Origin of the sequence: Paraburkholderia sp. Ac-20340 (assembly GCF_017104965.1) — a bacterium.
Lineage (GTDB): Bacteria > Pseudomonadota > Gammaproteobacteria > Burkholderiales > Burkholderiaceae > Paraburkholderia.
Window position 1 is genome coordinate 43,524 of sequence record NZ_JAAGPR010000032.1, and the last position, 17,810, is coordinate 61,333.

Here is a 17,810-nt window from a genome sequence, read left to right on the forward strand (position 1 = left end):
GCCAACGGCAAGCTTGTTCTTTATCGGCTGGCGCGTCCAATCCGCATTCGCGATTTGTGATATCACGCGGCGTGATAATAGAAACGGCCCTGCGCGCTTATTCAGGCCTTCACTCAGGTCTGCAATGCGGGGCTCAGCGTTTCGACGAGAAAATCGATAAACACGCGCACGCGCGCCGTCATATGACGCTGGTTGCTGAAGATCACGTGAATATCTTCGATATCGCCGGGATTGTAGGCCGCCAGCAATTCGACAAGCCTCCCCGAAGCAAGATCGTCCTTGATGTGAAAGAGGCCCAACCGGCTGATGCCGAGGCCCGCCAGCGTGAGCTGGCGCATCGTCGCGCCGTTGTTGGTGAGGACGTCGCCGCGCACGGGAAAGTGAAACGTGCGTCCATCGATGCGAAACGGCCATTCATCCATCGACCGTCTGAAATTGAAGTTGAAACAGCGGTGGCCCGCGAGATCCTCCGGCGCCTGCGGAATTCCGTGCGCTTCCAGATAGCTGGGTGCCGCCACGACCGCGCGCCCCGTCGATCCCAGTTTGCGCGCGTGGAAATTAGCATCCGACAACGGGCCGGTGCGCACCGCCACATCCACACGTTCGCGCTGCAGATCGACCACGGCGTCTGTCAACGACAGATCCACCCGGATGCCCGGATAACGCGCAGTAAAGAGCGGGATCAGCGGCACGATGTAATGCGTGCCCATCGGAATCGACACGTTGATGCGTAGCACGCCATGCGGCGCCGTGATGCCTTCGGCGATACCCTGCTCGGCTTCGTCGATATCGTCGAGGATACGCACGCAGTTGTCGTAAAAGATCCGACCTTCCGTCGTCACTGCGAGATGTCGCGTGGAGCGCTGAAAAAGCAGCACGCCAAGCCGTTCTTCGAGCCGGCTGATCACCTTGCTGACCGCCGAAGGCGTTAACCCCAAAGTCTTGCCTGCCGACGAAAAGCTCCCGGTTTCGACAACTCGCGAGAACACCCGCATTTCTCCGCTTCGACTGTCCATACTGTCTCTGATTGCAGAAATTAATTCACAAATGATATTCCATTGCACTAGCTAGGAAAAGGAATCCGGCAGCGTCACAATTTATGTCTCGGAAGCGTGCACGCTCGATAACGCGCTCACGCCGCTGCATACCGCTGAACATGAAGGACGCACCATGACGACACTTTTCGACGCCTACGATCTCTGTGGCCGACCGCTGCGCAACCGCGTGGTGATGGCGCCGATGACGCGTGCGCGCGCACCGGGCCATCTGCCCAACGAGGAAACCGTCCGCTATTACGCGCAGCGCGCGAGCGCCGGGCTGATCGTTACGGAAGGCACACCGATCAGCCCCGAAGGCAACGGCTTCGTCGATTGCCCCGGACTCTGGAACGATGCGCAGGTCGCCGCCTGGCGCCACGTCACCGATGCCGTTCACGACCTCGGCGGCACGATCTTCACGCAGATCTGGCACGTTGGCCGCATGAGCCACGTGTCGCTGCAGCCGGGCGGCGCGCAGCCGGTCAGTTCGACCTCGGTGCAGGCAGCGAAAAGCTCGGCGTTCGGCTACGACGAAGCGGGCAAGCCCGCCTTCGTGACTGCGAGCAAGCCGCATGCGCTCACGCTCGAAGAAATCCCGCGCGTGATCGAAGACTTCGCCACTGCGGCGCACAACGCCGTGGCCGCAGGCTTCGACGGCGTGGAAATCCACGGCGCGAACGGCTATCTGGTCGAGCAATTCATCAACGGCGCTGTGAACGACCGCACCGATGCGTATGGCGGCAATAGCGTGGAAAACCGCGCGCGCTTTGCGCTCGAAGTCGTGGACGCGTGCATCGCGCGAATCGGCCGCGAACGCGTTGGCATCCGGCTCTCGCCGTTTGGCCGCCTTCACGAACTCGGCGACTTCGAAGGCGAAGCCGAAACGTTTCTCTATCTCGCCCGCGAACTGGACGCGCGGGGCATCGCTTACGTCCACATCATGGATCAGGCCAGCCGCGGTGCACCTGCGATGCCAGAGGGTTTTCTCGAACGCTTCCGCGAGACGTATCGCGGCACGCTGATCCTGGCGGGCGGCCTCGACTACCGCAAAGCCAGCGCGATGGTCAGCAATGGCACCATCGATCTCGCGGCATTCGGCGCACCCTATATCGCGAATCCGGATCTCGTCGAACGCCTGCGGCACGGCTGGGCGATCGCGAAGGTCGATCAGAGCACGTACTACGGCGGCAACGCGCGCGGTTATACCGATTATCCGCATTACACGGGCGAAGGTGCACGCTAATACCGTGCAGTCCAAAGTCATTTCTCTCTTATCGGCAGCACGATGAAACCTGTACTTTTTGTAATGACCAGTCACGGCAGCAAAGGCGAAGGCGGCGATCCGACGGGCTTTTACCTGTCGGAAGTGACGCATCCGCTCGCAGTGCTCGAAGCCGCCGGTATCCCGGTCGCATTTGCGTCGATCAAGGGCGGCGAGCCGCCCGTAGACGGCCTCGATCTCGACGATCCGATCAACGCCCGTTACTGGAAGGACGCGCAGTTTCGCGCGGCCATAGCCCAGTCGAAGGCGCTTGCCGATGTCGATGCAGGCATCTATTCCGGAATTTTCTTCGCAGGCGGCCACGGCGCGATGTGGGACTTTCCGACGAGCGCGGCCGTCAACGAAAAGACCCGCCAGATCTGGGAAGCGGGTGGCGTCGTAGGCGCGGTCTGCCATGGCCCGGCGGCGCTCGTGAATGTCACGTTAAGCGACGGCAGCTACCTCGTCGCAGGACGCAAGGTCGCCGCATTCACCGACGCGGAAGAAGAAGCCGTCGGCCTGACGCAGGTCGTACCGTTCCTCTTGTCCAGCACGCTCGCACAGCGCGGCGCTGAGATGCAGGCTGGCGCCGAATGGACGCGCACTGTCGCGGTCGACGGCATGCTCGTCACGGGGCAAAACCCGCAGTCGGCGACAGGCGTGGGCGAAGCCATCCGCGACCTGCTCCTGTAACGGCGCGAACCTGGTGGGCGGGCAAACATCACCCGCCACGAAGCGCATCGAGCGCCTGACTCAAGTGCTTGTCGCTCTCGCCGCGATAGCCGACATTGAAACGACACCACGGCGACGTCCCCAGCAGATTCGGTGAAACACGGCTCCGGGCGCGAGAATCAAGTCCTGCTAGAAAATGGCCGTGGCGAGTTTGATCGAAGCGCTCCAACCGGGCAGCGCCGCCTACAAATGCAGGCTATGCTCGTTCTCCCCGTAGATCGTAGCGCCGACACTATCCGGCATGTGAATCGTCACTTCGGCGGTGCACCGCGATTCCCCTGCAGATGATTGGTGTCGCACAGAAAATGCCCGTAGCTGACGATGGCGTCGAGTGTGAGTTCGAAGCACTCCGAACTACTGACGTGCGCGAGCAATTTGATGCAGGCACGATTGCTGGCCGGGTTTCGGCAGTCACCCGGCGAGCCGTGCGCTCGACCTGCCACTGAAGATCCGCCGCAACGTCCACCAGAACATGACACACCGGCCATCGCCGACGCGTTGCCGAAGTTTGGGCCGCTGACCCGCGCCCTGCAGAGCTAGCAGAGCTGCCGCGAAATTACGGTTATAGTCCGGCCACCGTTTCAGCGAAAGGCAGCGCGCCGTCGGGCGCGCGTTGCGCTTAATCACCGAAGCGCTCGGTGCGCTCCTCGGCACCATCCGCGCTCCAATATCGCCAAAGCCCGGATTGCTCGCCACCGACATAGGCGCCTTCGGCAGCCAACTGGCCGTTTTCGTGAAAATCCCGCCAAACGCCCTCTTCCTTGCCGTGGGCATAGTGCCCTTCCGAGGCCAGCGTGCCATTCTCGTGAAAGGCGGAGAAGAGGCCGTGCCGGATCCAGCGGGTCTTATCGGCGGACATCATCCGTGAGTAACGGAATTTGATGCCACCGGATTCGTGGGGAATTTCGACGATATGCAGATCGGCTTCGATGGACATGTTGTTCCCTATTATCTTCCGTACGCCGGCACATGGCGGCGCTATTGGTATTACTGCCAGATTATTTACGGACCTAGCAGCGCTGCAAACTTGTCGGCTAACGTTGGTCTGGATCGATGCGGCCAGATTGCACTCAGCTCGAAGCGTGGCAGTACATTCTCCTCACGAACCTCGCACACGCGCACGCCTTCGAACTGGATCGCCTTGACGGATTCCGGCAACAGCGAAGCACCACAGCCGGCAGCAACGCACGCAAGCACCGTCAGCGATCGATTTGCGTCCTGAACAATGTTGGCTTCGCAACCAAACTTGCGGAACGCACTGAGGATACCGGCTCGCACCACGGGAAGTTGTCCGTGGGGAAACCACACCAGACCGATACGCGCGAGGTCCTCAAGGCCAAGTTTGCCATCTGCGCCCAGAGGATGCGACGCCTGCACGACGGCCAGCAACTTCTCGCGCACGATTAGCTTCTCGCGCATCTGGCCACGCACCGCAACCGGCGTATGCAGCAAACCAATGTCGATTTCGCCGGATTCGAGAGCGCTGGCCTGCTCTGCATTGCTCATTTCGCGTAACGTTAGTTCGACATTCGGGACCGCTGCACGCAATGCAGCGATGGCCTTGGGCATGACCTGAAAAAGCGCCGCAGACGCAAAGCCGATGATCAGCCTGCCGCCACGCTGGGCGCCAATATCGCGCGCTCTCTTTTCCGCCGCATCGAGCCGTGAAACGCTCACGCGAATATCTTCGGCGATAGCTTCACCGGCGGGCGTGAGCGCAGCGCCACGACGTGTGCGGGCTAGCAGCTTTACCCCCAAATCCGCTTCGAGTCGCGTGATCGCCTGGCTGAGTGCGGGCTGCGCCATGCCGAGTTGGGCGGCCGCGCCTGTGACGCTTCCCGCATCCACGATGGCCAGGAAGTATTTCAGAACACGTATCGACTCCATGATCCGCTTTCCATATCAAAATGTTATGAAAGAACAACATTTCCATAGTATGCACGCGATCCTGGCTTTCCTAGAATGGCTGCAAATCGATTAACAGCGACCGCCCATCGACCTTCGCGCGCGGCACGCACCAGGAGACGACAACCATGCGCTGGTATCACGAAATCACGCCCGTCGAAAAGCGAACATTGTGGAGCTGCTTTGGCGGATGGGCGCTCGACGCGGTCGACACGCAAGTGTTCTCCCTCGTCATTCCGTCACTGCTCGCCACATGGAGCATCAGCAAAGGCCAGGCGGGACTGATTGGCGGGGCCACGCTCGTGGCTGGCGCTCTCGGCGGATTACTCGCTGGCATCCTGTCCGATCGCGTCGGCCGGGTGCGCGCTTTGCAGATCACCGTGATCTGGTTCTCGCTCTTCACGTTTCTGAGTGCGTTCGCCCAAAGCTTCGAGCAACTTCTCGCATTGAAGGCGCTGCAAGGTATTGGCTTTGGCGGTGAGTGGACGGCTGGCGCGGTTCTGCTCAGCGAAACGATGAATCCCAGGCATCGTGGCAAAGCGATGGGCATCGTGCAGAGCGCATGGGGATTCGGCTGGGGCGCCGCCGTGCTGCTCTATATGGCGGTCTTCTCCTTCGTGTCGCCGCAATGGGCCTGGCGTGTTCTGTTTGCGATCGGTCTTGTGCCTGCCCTGCTTGTGCTCTACATGCGACGCAATGTGGTCGAGCCGCCGCGCGAACCCCAGATGGGGCGCGACGACATCGCCCGGCGCAGCACATTCAGCATCGCTGCGGGCATTTTCGATCCCGCCGTGATCCGTACCACCCTTGTCGGCGGCCTGATCGGACTGGGTGCGCATGGTGGCTACCACGCGATCACCACCTGGCTGCCGACATACCTCAAAACCGAGCGCCATCTTTCGGTGCTGGGCACTGGCGGTTATCTCGCGGTCGTCATCGTGGCATTCATCGTCGGTTGTTTCGTGAGCGCCTGGTTGCAGGACCGCATCGGGCGACGCTGGAACGTGATTCTCTTTGCCATCTGCTGCGCGGTGATGGTCAATATCTACACGCTCCTGCCGATCAGCGACACCACCATGCTGATCCTGAGCTTTCCGCTCGGCCTGTTTTCGGCGGGCATTCCCGCAACGCTCGGCGCGCTGTTCAACGAACTGTATCCTCAAGGCGTGCGCGGCACGGGTGTTGGCTTTTGCTACAACTTTGGACGCATCGTATCGGCCGGATTCCCGGTGCTCATCGGCCACATGAGTGGCTCGATGTCGCTGGGCGCCGCCCTCGGCATCGACGCGGGACTCGCCTATGGCCTTGTCGTTGTCGCCGCCCTGATGCTGCCCAATACACGCGGCCGGGTCGTTACCTCGCCCCAACATAGCGGCGCGTGCAACGATGCGCCGGCCGTGTCACGCAATTGAGCGCACTGCGCGTTTGTCCGTCTATTCACCGTCGCATCGCTCAGCGTCAACCGAACTCAGGCACTCCCAACGATGGACCGCTTCCAGCCCGCAATCCCAGCCGATGCCTTCGCTGGTCTTTCGCCGACGTCCATCGCATGGCTCGACGAAGACACGACACGCACGACGGGAATCGATTCGCACGCGCACATCTTTGTGCAAGGTCTTCCGCTCGCTGCACAGCGCCGTCACGCACCCGACTACGACGCGACGCTCGATCAATACATCACGCAACTCGCAGCGCACGGTATGTCGCACGGCGTACTGGTGCAGCCGAGCTTTCTCGGAACCGATAATTCGTTCCTCAGTGCGGTGTGCGCGCGCTTTGCTAGTCGCTTTCGCGGTGTGGCCGTTGTCGAGCCGGATATCGCGGACGCCGATCTCGAAGCGCTTGACGCCGCGAACATTGTCGGTGCGCGTCTGAATCTGATCGGGTTGCCGTTGCCGGACTTCCGGGAACGCCGATGGTCCTTTCTCCTCTCGCGCTTGAACGCTCTGCGCTGGCATGTCGAAGTACAGGCGAATTCCGCCGAGCTGCCATTGGTTCTTGATCCGCTGCTCAAGCACGGATGCACGGTGGTCGTCGATCATTTCGGACGACCAGACGCACGCCACGGCGCGAATGACTCAGGCTTTCGATATCTGAAATCCAGCGCATCCTGTGGAAAGGTGTGGGTCAAGCTTTCTGCGGCATATCGGAGCGCCGGGAACTCGGGCGGCACGGAAAGTGGCGGTGCTCTCTGCTCCGCGTTGCTCGAATCATTCGGACCTGAACGGCTTGTATGGGGCAGCGATTGGCCTCACACGCAGCATCGTCACGTGATCGACTATGAAGGGACAGTGAAAGCACTGGAACAGTGGATTCCAGACGAGACAGTGAGAGCCAAAGTACTGACGACGTCCGCCACAGAACTGTTCCGTTTCTTCTCTACCAGCAGCTCCATGCATTGCAACAGAGGCGCGGGGACGGTACCAATCGCACAAAATGATGCCCGATCATTGTCTTGACCGCATGATCCTGGTTTCTCTCTAGTCCGTCCTATGTTGCTGCATGGCGATGCGACAAGTTGGTTCCTGAAGCGGGTTCCGGAAGATGTATGAAGCGATCTGGCTCTCGAAGCACTCGGAAAGACCACGGCGTTGTCCGTCACTTCGTTGCTGATCTATCCAGGCGATCCCGCCTATCGCCAGGCAGACGGAGAAACCTTCGACGCGACACTCGACCTCAGGACCATTCGAGCGATGAAGTCCGTATGGCTGCAGTTGATGACCTCTTCCAAAGCAGGCGTCGCGTTGAGCGGCAAGACTGCGCCGCATAGCTTTGCACGATATCGTGCAAGGGAGGCTCCCTGTCTTTCTGGCCTTGTTTGCGTAACCCAGCTCCTCGAGTCGGCGCGTTATCATTCGCTTCGAGCGCGCCTGCAACGGACGCTGCAATGCTTCCCTGCATTCGCCGTTTTGCATGTAGGGGCTAACCGAACTGACTCGAAGAGGTTGATATATGAGTGTGAAATGTCCGCAGCGCTATTCTGTCTGGGAAAACGACAAGGGCGTAAAGATCTTCATTGAGGAAGCCGACTACGTGGAGGACGAGGACGAGGACGAAGGTGAGGAACCGTTTTTCACCGTTAGCGTGGTCGCGTATGGCGATCGGGACGACATGAACGCGATGGGCGATCAAATGGACCCTGAAGAATGGGCAGACTTCATCGAAACAAACGGATTCCGACAAACCGGAATCGAGCCGCCCAGCTCCGATTGATGCGATCTTTTTGGAATGACACGGCATGGCGGCCTCTTCTATCTCCCCGGACGAATTGATTGATTGCCGCCGAATGCACGTAGTGCGTCACGCTTAATCGGCGCGACTTCGTGCCGTGCCTCGCGCCGGTCCATTTTCCAGAATTGCTGCGCGGAACTGACACCTGCTACAACCGCAGATGTCGCCGCAGCAGCCGACCGCGCCTTCCGTTCCATCAGCATATTGGCGCGCGGTGTCGGCCGGAATTTCGGCCGACACCGAATCGACAGGCAGTCTTGGCACTGGCTTTTCGCGGCGAAGGGGGAAATTACACGGCCATTAGGATAATCCTTAATTCTCACAACCAGCCTGCGGACGCAAACCCGGATTCCTTCAGCCCGCCATCGGATTGCTACCAGCAACTTCAGCTTTCAAGCGCCTCCGCGAGAAAATCGATCAACGCCGTCACGCGCCGGCCAGGCGATTCTGCGGGATAGACGGCGTACAGATCGACGTGATCCGCTACAAAGTTATCGAGCACGGTTTCGAGCGTGCCTACGGCCAGCTCGGCGCGGATGTCCCAGCGGTTTTTGATGATGACCCCCAGCCCTGCCACGGCCCACTCGCGCAATACTCCACCGTCGCTCGCCTGACGGTCGCCCGACACTTTCACGTTGTGCGGTTTGCCATCCACGACGAATGGCCAGCTTGCCAATGGCGCGCCTGGGCGTGCAAGAATGAGGCAATTGTGTCCGCCAAGGTCGTCGGGCGTGACCGGCTTGGTGCGCTCTCGCCAATAAGCCGGCGACGCACACACGAGCCGCTCGCCGCGCACAAGAAGTCGGGCAAATAGGCCGGAATCCGCGAGCGGGCCATTGCGCAGCGCAAGGTCGATATTTTCATCGATAAGATTGGCGGTACTGTCGCTCAACACCAGGCTCATATGAATCCCTGGGTGAAGCGCCTGGAACTGATCCAGCAGTGGGCGCAACTGGGTGCGACCGAAATCGTTCGTGGCGGTTACACGAATCGGCCCACTTAGCGGCCCCTCGTCGTTGAGTCCCGCAACGGCCGCATCCCATTGCGCAACGATGCGTCGCGCGGTTTCGAGCAACTGCAAACCTTCGTGCGTGAACACCAGGCGACGTGTCGAGCGCGTAATCAGCGTGGCCCCGAATTCTTCCTCCAATTGCTTGACCGCCAACGTGACCGATGACGGCGCGATGGCTCGCTGCCGGGCAACGGCAGAAAAATTTCCGACCTCCGCGACCTCGATCAGCATCCTCAATGCGTCGATCCTGTCCATCTTTTGAATTACTCGTAAAGTGAATTGGATTCCGGCTGATTATCAGATGTCGGCCGGCTCAGTATAGTTGCGACAGCTTCCCCCCATTTTTCACGCTGTTTGCGCTCCCTTTTCCATGAAAACGCTAGTCATCATTGCTCACCCCGACATCGAACATTCGCGCGGCAACAGGGCCCTGCGCGACGCCATCGCGCACGATCCGAACGTGACCGTGCGCGAACTCTACAAGCTCTATCCCGACTTCAGGATTGACGCCGCGCTGGAGCAACAACTGATCCGCGAGCATGGCAACATCGTGCTCCAGTTTCCAATGTACTGGTACAACTGCCCGCCTCTTCTGAAGAAATGGCTCGATGATGTCATTAATGACACGTTGTTCGGCAGCGCGCCAGAAAAGTCGCTGGTTCTGAAGGGGCGCACGCTTCAGCTCGCCGTCACGATTGGCCGCGTCAGCGAGCGCTATTTCCCACCCACGCGTGATTACGTCTGGGCGGACGACGTGGCGCGCCCCTATCTCAAGCCCGAACTACTCGACCGTCACGGAACGGACATCGTCGAAGTCCTGCTAACGCCATTCGAGCAGACCGCACACCTCGCGGGCATGGAATATGGCCACCCGTTCGTTACGTATAACGTGGGACCACTCGCGCGGATGGGGTCGATCAACGATCAGGACATGCTCGCACGTGCACAGGAATACCTGCAACTATTGCAACGCCTTGATCCGGTCACACAGGAAGCCTGATCGTTCGTCACATTTGAAAGAGCACGGCTTATCGTCAAGATGCCACCATTTTTCACAGTAATCCTTATCGATTGCCTTTAGCACCCAATTCTGAAAATGTCATTTTCCGAATACCCCATCGATAGGTCCCCCCTCGACGTTTAGTCTGGCAACCAAGGTCCCTTCCAAACACAGGAATGCTTGAATGACAACGCGCGTTCCCTTCAAGGTCGCGGTGCTCGACGACTATCAGCAGGTCAGCCATAGCATGGCCGACTGGTCCCCGCTCAAGGGTTACGTCGACATCACGGTATTCGACGATCATCTTGCAGACCCGGATGCAGTAGCCGCCCGCCTGTTCCCCTTTGACGTCGTCTGCGTGATGCGTGAACGCACACCATTACCGCGTCACATCCTCGCCCGTCTACCCAATCTGAAACTGATCGTCTCAACGGGCGCGGGCAACGCCTCGATTGATGAAGCTGCGGCGGCAGCGTTCGGCATCGAGGTCTGCCATACGCGTTACTGGTCCACGCCGACGATCGAATTCACGTGGGCCCTGATTCTTTCCATGGCCCGCAATCTTCCACGCGAACATCAATCGCTGCGCGATGGCGGCTGGCAGGTTTCGGTCGGCGATGAAATTGCCGGCAAGACACTCGGACTGCTTGGACTTGGCCGCGTAGGCTCCGCCGTTGCCCGGATCGGCCAGGCATTTGGCATGAACGTGATGGCCTGGAGCCAGAATCTGACCGTGCAAACCGCAGCGGAACACGATGTGAAGTATGTGACGAGAGACGCACTGTTCGAGCACTCGGACTTTCTCTCGATCCATGTGCGCCTGAGCCCTCGCACACAACATCTCGTCGGGGTGCCGGAACTGGCGCGGATGAAATCGACAAGTCGGCTGATCAACACGTCTCGCGGCCCCATCGTCGATGCCACCGCGCTGGTCCATGCGCTCGAATCGGGCGCCATCGCCGGCGCCGCGCTGGATGTCTACGATATCGAGCCACCGCCCGCACAACATCCGTTGCGCACGCTGCCAAATGTACTCGCGACGCCACACATCGGCTACGTATCGAACGAACTGTACCGGACGTTCTATAGCGATACCGTACAACACATCGGGAACTGGCTCGAACGCAGTCGACCGTGAATTCATGGGCAAACCTCGACGTCGCATCCAGGTCTGCGACGCCCGTTTAACGTTGAAGAAGGACTCAATCATGACTGAAGCAAGCACCCGAAAGCCGGACGAACAGGCCATTGCCTATCAGCACGCGCAACCGGCCGACATGGTCGCCGACATCGTGCATCCCGGCGTGCTCGATACGTGGCTCGAAGACGATCACCTGTGGGTTCCCACGACGAAAACCGTTTCGTTCAAACCGCTGCTGTTGAGCGCCAGCCAGGGGTACTACGTCAACCTGCTGCGCGTGCGTCAGTCCGGCATTCTCTCGCGCCATTGCCATACGGGCCCGGTGCATGCCATGGTCCTGCGTGGACGCTGGTACTACCTAGAACACGACTGGGTCGCCGAGCAAGGCTCCTACGCTCATGAACCCGCGGGCGAAACGCATACGCTCTACGTGCCCGAGGAAGTCGATGAAATGATTACGTGGTTCCATGTCACTGGCGGCTACACCTACGTCGATCCTCAAGGTGTCGCGCTGGGTTACGAAGATGTATTCACGAAGATCGATGCTGCCCGTAGGCACTACGAATCGATTGGTTTGGGTGCGGACTATGTCAAACGGTTCATCCGCTGAATGATGCCGGCACCACCACAGTGCCCTGAACAGAGTTCTTGATCATGCAAAGAAAGACTATAAACGTAGACGGCGTCGCCGCGAGCTATCTCACTGCAGGCGATGCCGGCCCCGTCGTGCTGATGCTTCACGGCACGTACTGGAGCCGCGTATGGCAACCCGTTATCGACGATATGGCTGCTGCGGGCTTGCGCCCCATCGCCGTGGATCTGCCTGGATTCGGCCGCTCGGCGGGCGAACTGAGCGTCGCCGACGCCTCGATTCCCGCACTCGCGGACTGGGTGGTGCGCTTCGCCCACGCGCTCGGCATCAGCGGACCTGTCGGCGTGGCGGGACATGACATCGGTGGCGGTATCGCACAGCATCTGCTGGTTGACGGCAAGCTCGAGGTAAGCCGCCTCGCGCTCATGAACGCCGTCATGTTCGACTCGTGGCCGGTGCCCGGCGTCGCGCGTTTTCGCGATCCCGCAGTCGCCGCCGCCACGACGCCGGCTGACATCCTTGCGGCGCGACGCAAGTCGGTCATCACAGCGCTCGCGCGCCCCGCATCGGAAGCGGAGATCGTCGAATACCTGGATCCATGGACCGAACCGCGCGTCGCCCGTTCATGGCTGGCGTTGGCCGGCGCGGCATACAGCCACTTTACGATGGACCTGGTGCCCGCGCTGCGCACCTCCAGCGTGCCCAAACTGCTGATCTGGGGCGAAGACGACAGCTTCCAGCTCGTCGAGCATGCGCAGCGCTTCGTGAATGAAATGCCTCACAGCCGGCTCCTGCGGATTCCCGCCGCCGGTCACATCCCGACCGAGAACGACCCCAGGACGATTGCAAACGCGCTGGTCGACTCCTTCCGTTGAGCACGAACAGGCCGCTCCGGAATTGGGGCGGCCGCCGCCCTGCCCGCGGTTCACCGCACGTCGCGCTTTGCCGTGGCGCCGCTCTCTGCGCGCTCATTTTGCTCGATGATTTTCACGATTTCAGCGTCGGCCTGCGCGCCAACCCTGGCGAAGACATCCGTCTGATAGTTCGTGTTCACCGCGGCTCCCAACTGCGTGCCCGAGTCGTCATGAGCGTCCACTTCGACCTGCATGGAAAGGCCGATACGCAGCGGATGCGCTTCGAGTTCGCGCGGATCGAGTTGCACACGCACCGGCAGGCGCTGCACGATCTTGATCCAGTTCCCGGTGGCGTTCTGCGCGGGCAACACTGAGAATGCACTGCCCGTCCCCGCTGAAAAGCCCAGCACGTGGCCGTGATACTTCACACTGGAACCGTAGACATCAGCGCTCAGCGTAACGGGCTGCCCCACACGCATATGACGCAACTGAACCTCCTTGAAGTTCGCATCGACCCACACGCCGTCGAGCGGTACGATAGCCATGAGCGGCGTGCCCGCTGCAACGCGCTGGCCGACCTGCACAGAGCGGCGCGCGACGTAGCCCGTGACCGGCGCTGGCAAGGTGTCGCGCGCATAGGCGAGGTACGCGTCGCGTACTTTCGCTGCTGCGGCCTGCACATCGGGATGCTGTTCGATTGTGGTGCGATCCGTGAGCGCGCGATTGGCCGCTTCCTGTTGACGCGCCGCATCCAGCGCGGCCTGCGCGCCATGGACCGCGTCACGGGCGTGCGCGATATCCTCGTCCGATACGGCTCCGGTGCCTGCAACCGCCTGGCGGCGCTTGAGGTCGTCGACGGCGCGCGCAAGATCGGACTCGCGCTGCGCGACCGTCGCCGCATAAAAGTCGTTGTTGGCATAGAGGCCGCTCACCTGGCGCACCGTCTTGCCGAGCGTGGCCTGCGCGTTCTGCAGCGCGATGGCCGCGTCGGCGGGATCGAGCTTCACCACCGGGTCACCGGTCTTCACGATCTGTGTGTCGTCGGCGTTGACGGCAACCACGGTGCCCGTTACCAGCGGCGTGATCTGGACGAGATTCCCGCTCACGTAGGCGTCATCAGTCGACTCGTAAAAGCGCCCAACGCTGTAGTAGTAAGCGCTCCACGCCGCGCCGGCGGCGACCACCGCGCCCACCAGCAATGCAAGCAGGCGCTTGCGCGTTGACCGGTTCGCGCCAGCCGGCGGCACCTCGTTGTCCAGCGCAACTGGCGCACCGGTTGCTTTAACTTGCTCTGCCTGCACGGCCCCGGTGTTCGTCGACGTGCGCTCTGCCTGGATGGTATCGATCATTTCCGTACTCCTAAGTGTGACTGGATCAATCGTGCCGCTTAGCGCGCAGCAACGACAGGATTCGATTGCAGGGTTGCGTCATTCGACGTATCCACATAACCGCCGCCCAGCGAGGCCGCCAGCGCGATCTGCGCGTCGCGGCGGCCCATCTGCAGGTTGGCCACTGTGTCGTCCGCATCGAGCACATTCATGTCGGCGTTGAGCACGGTGAGCTGGTTCGTCAGGCCCGCCTGGTACTGTTTGAGCGCAAGTCCATCGGCTTGCCGCGCGGCCTGTTGTGCGGTCTGTGCGTCGACTAGCTGTGCATCGCTCGAACGGATCTGCGCCATCTGCGTCGCCACCTGACTCAGCGCCGAAACCAGCGTCTGGTCATAGCCCGCCACGGCAGCGTCGAATTCGGCATAGCGGCCCTTCAACTGCGCGCGCAGCGCTCCACCGTCCAGGATAGGCAGATGGACCGCCGGGCCGGCAGAAGCCGTACGACTCGCCGCCGTAAGCAGGCGCCCAAAGCCGAATGCGTCCAGACCGATGGCGGCGCTCAGGTTGATGTCCGGATAGAACTCTGCTTTCGCTTCCTTTACTTCATGCGTAAGCGCATCGACGCGCCAGCGCGCGGCGACGATGTCGGGGCGGCGGCTCACCAGATCGGCCGGCAGGTTATCCGGCAAGCGCACTTCGTCGCCCGCACCCAGTGCGGGCCGCCCGATCGCCAGCCCGCGGTCCGGACCTTCACCCATCAGCGCCGCCAGTTGATAGCGTGTGACGACAATGCTGCCTTCGAGCGCCGCAAGCCGCGCTTTTCTCGTCGCGAGATTCGCCTGTGCGGTCTTGCGTTCGACCTCGGTATCGAGGCCCGTCGCGATGCGCCCCGCAGTAATGCTGTCGATCTGCTCGCGCCGCGCGACTTCCTGTTGCGCGATATCACGCAGCGCATATTGCAGCGCAAGCTGGTTATACGTGCGGGCGATCGATTCGCTCAACGTGATACGCACCATCTCGGCGTCCGCGCGGCTCGCCTGGGTCTGCGATACCGCCGCCTTGAGCGCTTCGCGGTTCTTGCCCCACAGATCGAGATCGTAAGAGGCCGAGAGCAGCCCCTTGCTCTCGGTCTGCCACGAACCGGCGTATGGTGGCGGCACCAGCGCCGTGCCGCTGTACTGCTGGCGCGTGAGCGAGTAGCTCGCATCCACTTGCGGCAACGTGCTTGCCTTTGCCGTTTCGCTGTAGGCCTCGGCGGCCGCGACACGGGCGCGTGCCTGGTCGATCGTCGGGCTGTTCTTGAGCGCCTCGGCAATGAGTGCCTTCAGCTGCGCGTCGCCAAACTGGTCGGTCCAATCCGCCGACGGCCAGCGGCCACTCGCAGCGGGCAGGCTCTGCTGCGTCTCGTACTGCTGTGGTGTCGCGAGTTGCCGGTCATCGTGAATGCCGGCGTAGTTGGCACAGGCGGAAACGACGGCGGCACAGAGAACCGATAGCGTGAGCTTGATCGCGCGGATCCCGTGGTTCGACATGGAATTCTGCTTTTTCATTTTCTGACTCGTCAGATATTTAATCAAAAAAAAGCGAGATCCGTGTCCCGCCGTCGATACGTCAACGATCACTCGCCGATAAACTTGCGCAGCAGGCGACCGAGTTCCTCGAATTCACTGCGGCTGAAATTGCGCAGTCGTGCATTGAGCACCGGCGGCACGATTTCCGGAATCTGCGTGGCCATGGCCTCCCCTTGCTTCGTCAGGCTCAGGTTGACCACGCGGCGATCCTCGACACTGCGCGAGCGCACCAGCAAACCCTTCGCTTCGAGCTTGTCGAGCATACGCGTCATCAGTCCTGTGTCGATTCCGAGCAGCTTCGAAAGCTCGAACGGCGTGGAGGCAATGCCGCGTTGCAGCGAAAGCACAATACCCATCTGCTGGCTGGAGATGTCGAGATCCTTGAGTGCTGTATCCAACTCCGATGCGATCAGATTGCGGGCCTTTGTGAGCGAGAATCCGATGCTCTGGGTCAGCTTGAAGTTGGATGAGGTGTAGTGATCCATGACATGCTCCGTGTTGTTGTTAAAAACAATAGCTGCATAGTCAGATAATGTCAAGAAAGAATCTGCCCGCTTAGTCCGACGCTCAATGGCCGCCGGGCGCGCCTGCGCTTGCACCTTTCGTGGGTCGGGTCACCCAGATCAGAGGAATGATGAGGATAAAGATCACCGCTGAAAGCCAGAAAATATCGTTCAAGCCGAGCATCGTCGCCTGAGCGGTCACCGACCTCTCGAAGAAAGCGAGCGCACTGGGCTGACTCGCTCCGAGCGTCGTCTGGAGATTGCCGATAGCGTCAGCAAAAGTCGGGTTGTTGACACTCGCCTGCTCCGCCAGCCGCGCGTGATGCAGGATCGTGCGATTGTTCCAACCGGTGCTGACAAGCGACGTGCCCACCGCCCCCGCGAATATCCGTACGAAGTTTGACAGACCCGCTGCGGCCGGAATTTTTTCCGGCGGCAGGCCCGAGAGAATTATCGCGGTGAGCGGCGTAAAAAACAGTGCGGTCGGAATACCCTGCAACAAGGTCGGCAGCACGAGCGTGAAGCGATCGACATCGGTGTTGTAGTGGGAGCGCATGAAGAACACCGCAGCGAACCCGACGAATGCGAGCGTGGCCAGCACACGCGCGTCCGAGCGCGGCATGATCTTGCCCAGCACAGGCGCGAGGATCACCGCGAAGATGCCAAGCGGCGCTGTGGCCAGCCCTGCGTCCACGGCGCGATAGCCAAGGAAGCCCTGAATCCATTGGGGCAGTATCACCAGATTGGCGAAAAACACGGCATACGCTACGGATATCGCAAGAGTGCCACCAAGAAAATTGCGCCCCTGGAAGAGCCGCAGATTGACGATCGGCCGCGCGTCGGTCAACTCCCAGATCAGGAAGAAGACGAACGCAATCGCGGCAACGATGCCAAGCGCCCAGATCACCGGGGAGCTGAACCAGTCCAGGTCCTTGCCCTTGTCCAGCATGACCTGCAACGATCCGACCCAGACGATCAGCGAGATCAGGCCCACCTTGTCGATCGGCAGTTTGCGCGCCGGCGTCTCCCGGTCGCGGTAGATCGCCCAGATCGCGGCTGCCGCGAACAGGCCCACTGGTACGTTGATGTAAAAAATCCACGACCAGCTATAACTGTCGGTGATCCAGCCACCCAGTGCCGGTCCGGCGATCGGGCCGACCGTGGCGGTCATCGCCCAAAGCGAGAGCGCGCTCGAACTCTTTTCCTTCGGGAACGAGGCGAGTAGCAAGGCCTGCGAAAGCGGCACGAGCGGCCCCGCCACGGCGCCCTGCACCACGCGCGCCGCGAGCAGTACGAACAGGTTCGGCGCGAGTCCGCACGCCGCCGAGGAGAGCACGAATAGCAGAATGGCCCAGACGAACAGGCGCACCTGCCCGACACGCTGCGTCAGCCAACCGGTGAGTGGGATCGCCACGGCGTTGGCAGCTGAAAAAAGTGTGATGACCCACGTCCCTTCATCTACCGACACGCCAAGGTTGCCCGAGAGCGTCGGGATCGCAACGTTTGCAATCGAAGAATCGAGCACGTTCATGAAGGTGGCAAGCGCGACGGCGAATGTGCCGATAGCGAATCGCGCCCCCGTAAGTGGCGCGGGCGAACCGGCCGGCTGGGAAGAGTTCATCTTCTGTCTCGCGTCAGGTTAC

The 17,810-nt window shown here is 60.9% G+C and carries 17 protein-coding genes; 9 read left to right on the forward strand and 8 right to left on the reverse strand.

The window, feature by feature from the left end; genetic code table 11:
- Positions 1–113: 113 nt before the first annotated feature.
- Positions 114–1,016 (reverse strand): LysR family transcriptional regulator, encoded by a 903-nt coding sequence (locus G3N59_RS29575; protein WP_205986373.1) that lies wholly within the window; start codon positions 1,014–1,016, stop codon positions 114–116.
- 154 nt (positions 1,017–1,170) lie between these two features.
- On the opposite strand from G3N59_RS29575, the gene G3N59_RS29580 reads away from it, so the two are divergent.
- Together G3N59_RS29580 and G3N59_RS29585 are read left to right on the forward strand one after the other, a co-directional pair.
- Positions 1,171–2,280, forward strand: a complete 1,110-nt coding sequence (locus G3N59_RS29580) for an alkene reductase (protein WP_205986374.1) — start codon at positions 1,171–1,173, stop codon at positions 2,278–2,280.
- Positions 2,281–2,322: 42 nt separating this feature from the next.
- The gene (locus G3N59_RS29585) at positions 2,323–2,991 is read left to right on the forward strand and encodes a type 1 glutamine amidotransferase domain-containing protein (protein WP_205986375.1); all 669 of its coding nucleotides are present in this window, start codon (positions 2,323–2,325) and stop codon (positions 2,989–2,991) included.
- A gap of 658 nt (positions 2,992–3,649) precedes the next feature.
- On the opposite strand, the gene G3N59_RS29590 is transcribed toward G3N59_RS29585, so the two are convergent.
- Both G3N59_RS29590 and G3N59_RS29595 read right to left on the reverse strand, forming a co-directional pair.
- Positions 3,650–3,967 (reverse strand): hypothetical protein, encoded by a 318-nt coding sequence (locus G3N59_RS29590; protein ID WP_205986376.1) that lies wholly within the window; start codon positions 3,965–3,967, stop codon positions 3,650–3,652.
- A 65-nt stretch (positions 3,968–4,032) separates the two neighbouring features.
- Positions 4,033–4,917: a LysR family transcriptional regulator gene (locus G3N59_RS29595; protein WP_205986377.1), complete on the reverse strand. Its 885-nt coding sequence runs from the start codon at positions 4,915–4,917 to the stop codon at positions 4,033–4,035.
- Positions 4,918–5,063: 146 nt separating this feature from the next.
- Here G3N59_RS29595 and G3N59_RS29600 point away from each other — a divergent pair, with 146 nt between their 5' ends.
- The 3 genes from G3N59_RS29600 (at position 5,064) to G3N59_RS29610 (ending at position 8,148) form a co-directional block, all read left to right on the forward strand.
- A complete protein-coding gene (locus tag G3N59_RS29600; protein ID WP_205986378.1) occupies positions 5,064–6,347 on the forward strand; it encodes an MFS transporter in 1,284 nt (427 codons plus the stop codon).
- Between the two features lie 72 nt (positions 6,348–6,419).
- Positions 6,420–7,394, forward strand: a complete 975-nt coding sequence (locus G3N59_RS29605; protein ID WP_205986379.1) for an amidohydrolase family protein — start codon at positions 6,420–6,422, stop codon at positions 7,392–7,394.
- A gap of 493 nt (positions 7,395–7,887) precedes the next feature.
- Entirely contained in the window at positions 7,888–8,148 is a 261-nt protein-coding gene (locus G3N59_RS29610) for a hypothetical protein (RefSeq protein ID WP_205986380.1), read from the forward strand.
- A gap of 403 nt (positions 8,149–8,551) precedes the next feature.
- Here G3N59_RS29610 and G3N59_RS29615 read toward each other — a convergent pair whose 3' ends face one another.
- Complete coding sequence (locus G3N59_RS29615; RefSeq protein ID WP_205986381.1) at positions 8,552–9,433, reverse strand: LysR family transcriptional regulator; 882 nt, start codon at positions 9,431–9,433, stop codon at positions 8,552–8,554.
- A gap of 115 nt (positions 9,434–9,548) precedes the next feature.
- On the opposite strand from G3N59_RS29615, the gene G3N59_RS29620 reads away from it, so the two are divergent.
- The 4 genes from G3N59_RS29620 (at position 9,549) to G3N59_RS29635 (ending at position 12,786) form a co-directional block, all read left to right on the forward strand.
- Entirely contained in the window at positions 9,549–10,178 is a 630-nt protein-coding gene (locus tag G3N59_RS29620; protein ID WP_205986382.1) for an NAD(P)H-dependent oxidoreductase, read from the forward strand.
- A 184-nt stretch (positions 10,179–10,362) separates the two neighbouring features.
- On the forward strand, positions 10,363–11,316 hold the full coding sequence (locus G3N59_RS29625; protein ID WP_205986383.1) for a D-2-hydroxyacid dehydrogenase family protein: 954 nt from the start codon (positions 10,363–10,365) through the stop codon (positions 11,314–11,316).
- Between the two features lie 70 nt (positions 11,317–11,386).
- Positions 11,387–11,929 (forward strand): 2,4'-dihydroxyacetophenone dioxygenase family protein, encoded by a 543-nt coding sequence (locus tag G3N59_RS29630; protein WP_205986384.1) that lies wholly within the window; start codon positions 11,387–11,389, stop codon positions 11,927–11,929.
- Positions 11,930–11,973: 44 nt separating this feature from the next.
- A complete protein-coding gene (locus tag G3N59_RS29635; RefSeq protein WP_205986385.1) occupies positions 11,974–12,786 on the forward strand; it encodes an alpha/beta hydrolase in 813 nt (270 codons plus the stop codon).
- Between the two features lie 50 nt (positions 12,787–12,836).
- On the opposite strand, the gene G3N59_RS29640 is transcribed toward G3N59_RS29635, so the two are convergent.
- The 4 genes from G3N59_RS29640 to G3N59_RS29655 all read right to left on the reverse strand — a co-directional run bounded on the left by G3N59_RS29640 (position 12,837) and on the right by G3N59_RS29655 (position 17,788).
- Complete coding sequence (locus G3N59_RS29640; RefSeq protein WP_205986386.1) at positions 12,837–14,114, reverse strand: HlyD family efflux transporter periplasmic adaptor subunit; 1,278 nt, start codon at positions 14,112–14,114, stop codon at positions 12,837–12,839.
- A gap of 38 nt (positions 14,115–14,152) precedes the next feature.
- On the reverse strand, positions 14,153–15,643 hold the full coding sequence (locus G3N59_RS29645) for an efflux transporter outer membrane subunit (protein WP_205986387.1): 1,491 nt from the start codon (positions 15,641–15,643) through the stop codon (positions 14,153–14,155).
- Positions 15,644–15,711: 68 nt separating this feature from the next.
- Positions 15,712–16,149 (reverse strand): MarR family transcriptional regulator, encoded by a 438-nt coding sequence (locus G3N59_RS29650; protein WP_205986388.1) that lies wholly within the window; start codon positions 16,147–16,149, stop codon positions 15,712–15,714.
- A gap of 82 nt (positions 16,150–16,231) precedes the next feature.
- Positions 16,232–17,788 carry a DHA2 family efflux MFS transporter permease subunit gene (locus G3N59_RS29655; RefSeq protein WP_205986389.1) on the reverse strand — a complete coding sequence of 519 codons (1,557 nt, stop codon included), beginning with the start codon at positions 17,786–17,788 and terminating at the stop codon, positions 16,232–16,234.
- Between the last annotated feature and the right edge of the window lie 22 nt (positions 17,789–17,810).

Coding starts and splice junctions, on each gene's coding strand:
- G3N59_RS29575 (WP_205986373.1), bottom strand. CDS start 1,016: ATGGACAGTCGAAGCGGAGAAATGCGGGTGTTCTCGCGAGTTGTCGAA.
- G3N59_RS29595 (WP_205986377.1), bottom strand. CDS start 4,917: ATGGAGTCGATACGTGTTCTGAAATACTTCCTGGCCATCGTGGATGCG.
- G3N59_RS29600 (WP_205986378.1), top strand. CDS start 5,064: ATGCGCTGGTATCACGAAATCACGCCCGTCGAAAAGCGAACATTGTGG.
- G3N59_RS29610 (WP_205986380.1), top strand. CDS start 7,888: ATGAGTGTGAAATGTCCGCAGCGCTATTCTGTCTGGGAAAACGACAAG.
- G3N59_RS29635 (WP_205986385.1), top strand. CDS start 11,974: ATGCAAAGAAAGACTATAAACGTAGACGGCGTCGCCGCGAGCTATCTC.
- G3N59_RS29580 (WP_205986374.1), top strand. CDS start 1,171: ATGACGACACTTTTCGACGCCTACGATCTCTGTGGCCGACCGCTGCGC.
- G3N59_RS29605 (WP_205986379.1), top strand. CDS start 6,420: ATGGACCGCTTCCAGCCCGCAATCCCAGCCGATGCCTTCGCTGGTCTT.
- G3N59_RS29650 (WP_205986388.1), bottom strand. CDS start 16,149: ATGGATCACTACACCTCATCCAACTTCAAGCTGACCCAGAGCATCGGA.
- G3N59_RS29655 (WP_205986389.1), bottom strand. CDS start 17,788: ATGAACTCTTCCCAGCCGGCCGGTTCGCCCGCGCCACTTACGGGGGCG.
- G3N59_RS29590 (WP_205986376.1), bottom strand. CDS start 3,967: ATGTCCATCGAAGCCGATCTGCATATCGTCGAAATTCCCCACGAATCC.
- G3N59_RS29640 (WP_205986386.1), bottom strand. CDS start 14,114: ATGATCGATACCATCCAGGCAGAGCGCACGTCGACGAACACCGGGGCC.
- G3N59_RS29620 (WP_205986382.1), top strand. CDS start 9,549: ATGAAAACGCTAGTCATCATTGCTCACCCCGACATCGAACATTCGCGC.
- G3N59_RS29630 (WP_205986384.1), top strand. CDS start 11,387: ATGACTGAAGCAAGCACCCGAAAGCCGGACGAACAGGCCATTGCCTAT.
- G3N59_RS29585 (WP_205986375.1), top strand. CDS start 2,323: ATGAAACCTGTACTTTTTGTAATGACCAGTCACGGCAGCAAAGGCGAA.
- G3N59_RS29625 (WP_205986383.1), top strand. CDS start 10,363: ATGACAACGCGCGTTCCCTTCAAGGTCGCGGTGCTCGACGACTATCAG.
- G3N59_RS29645 (WP_205986387.1), bottom strand. CDS start 15,643: ATGAAAAAGCAGAATTCCATGTCGAACCACGGGATCCGCGCGATCAAG.
- G3N59_RS29615 (WP_205986381.1), bottom strand. CDS start 9,433: ATGGACAGGATCGACGCATTGAGGATGCTGATCGAGGTCGCGGAGGTC.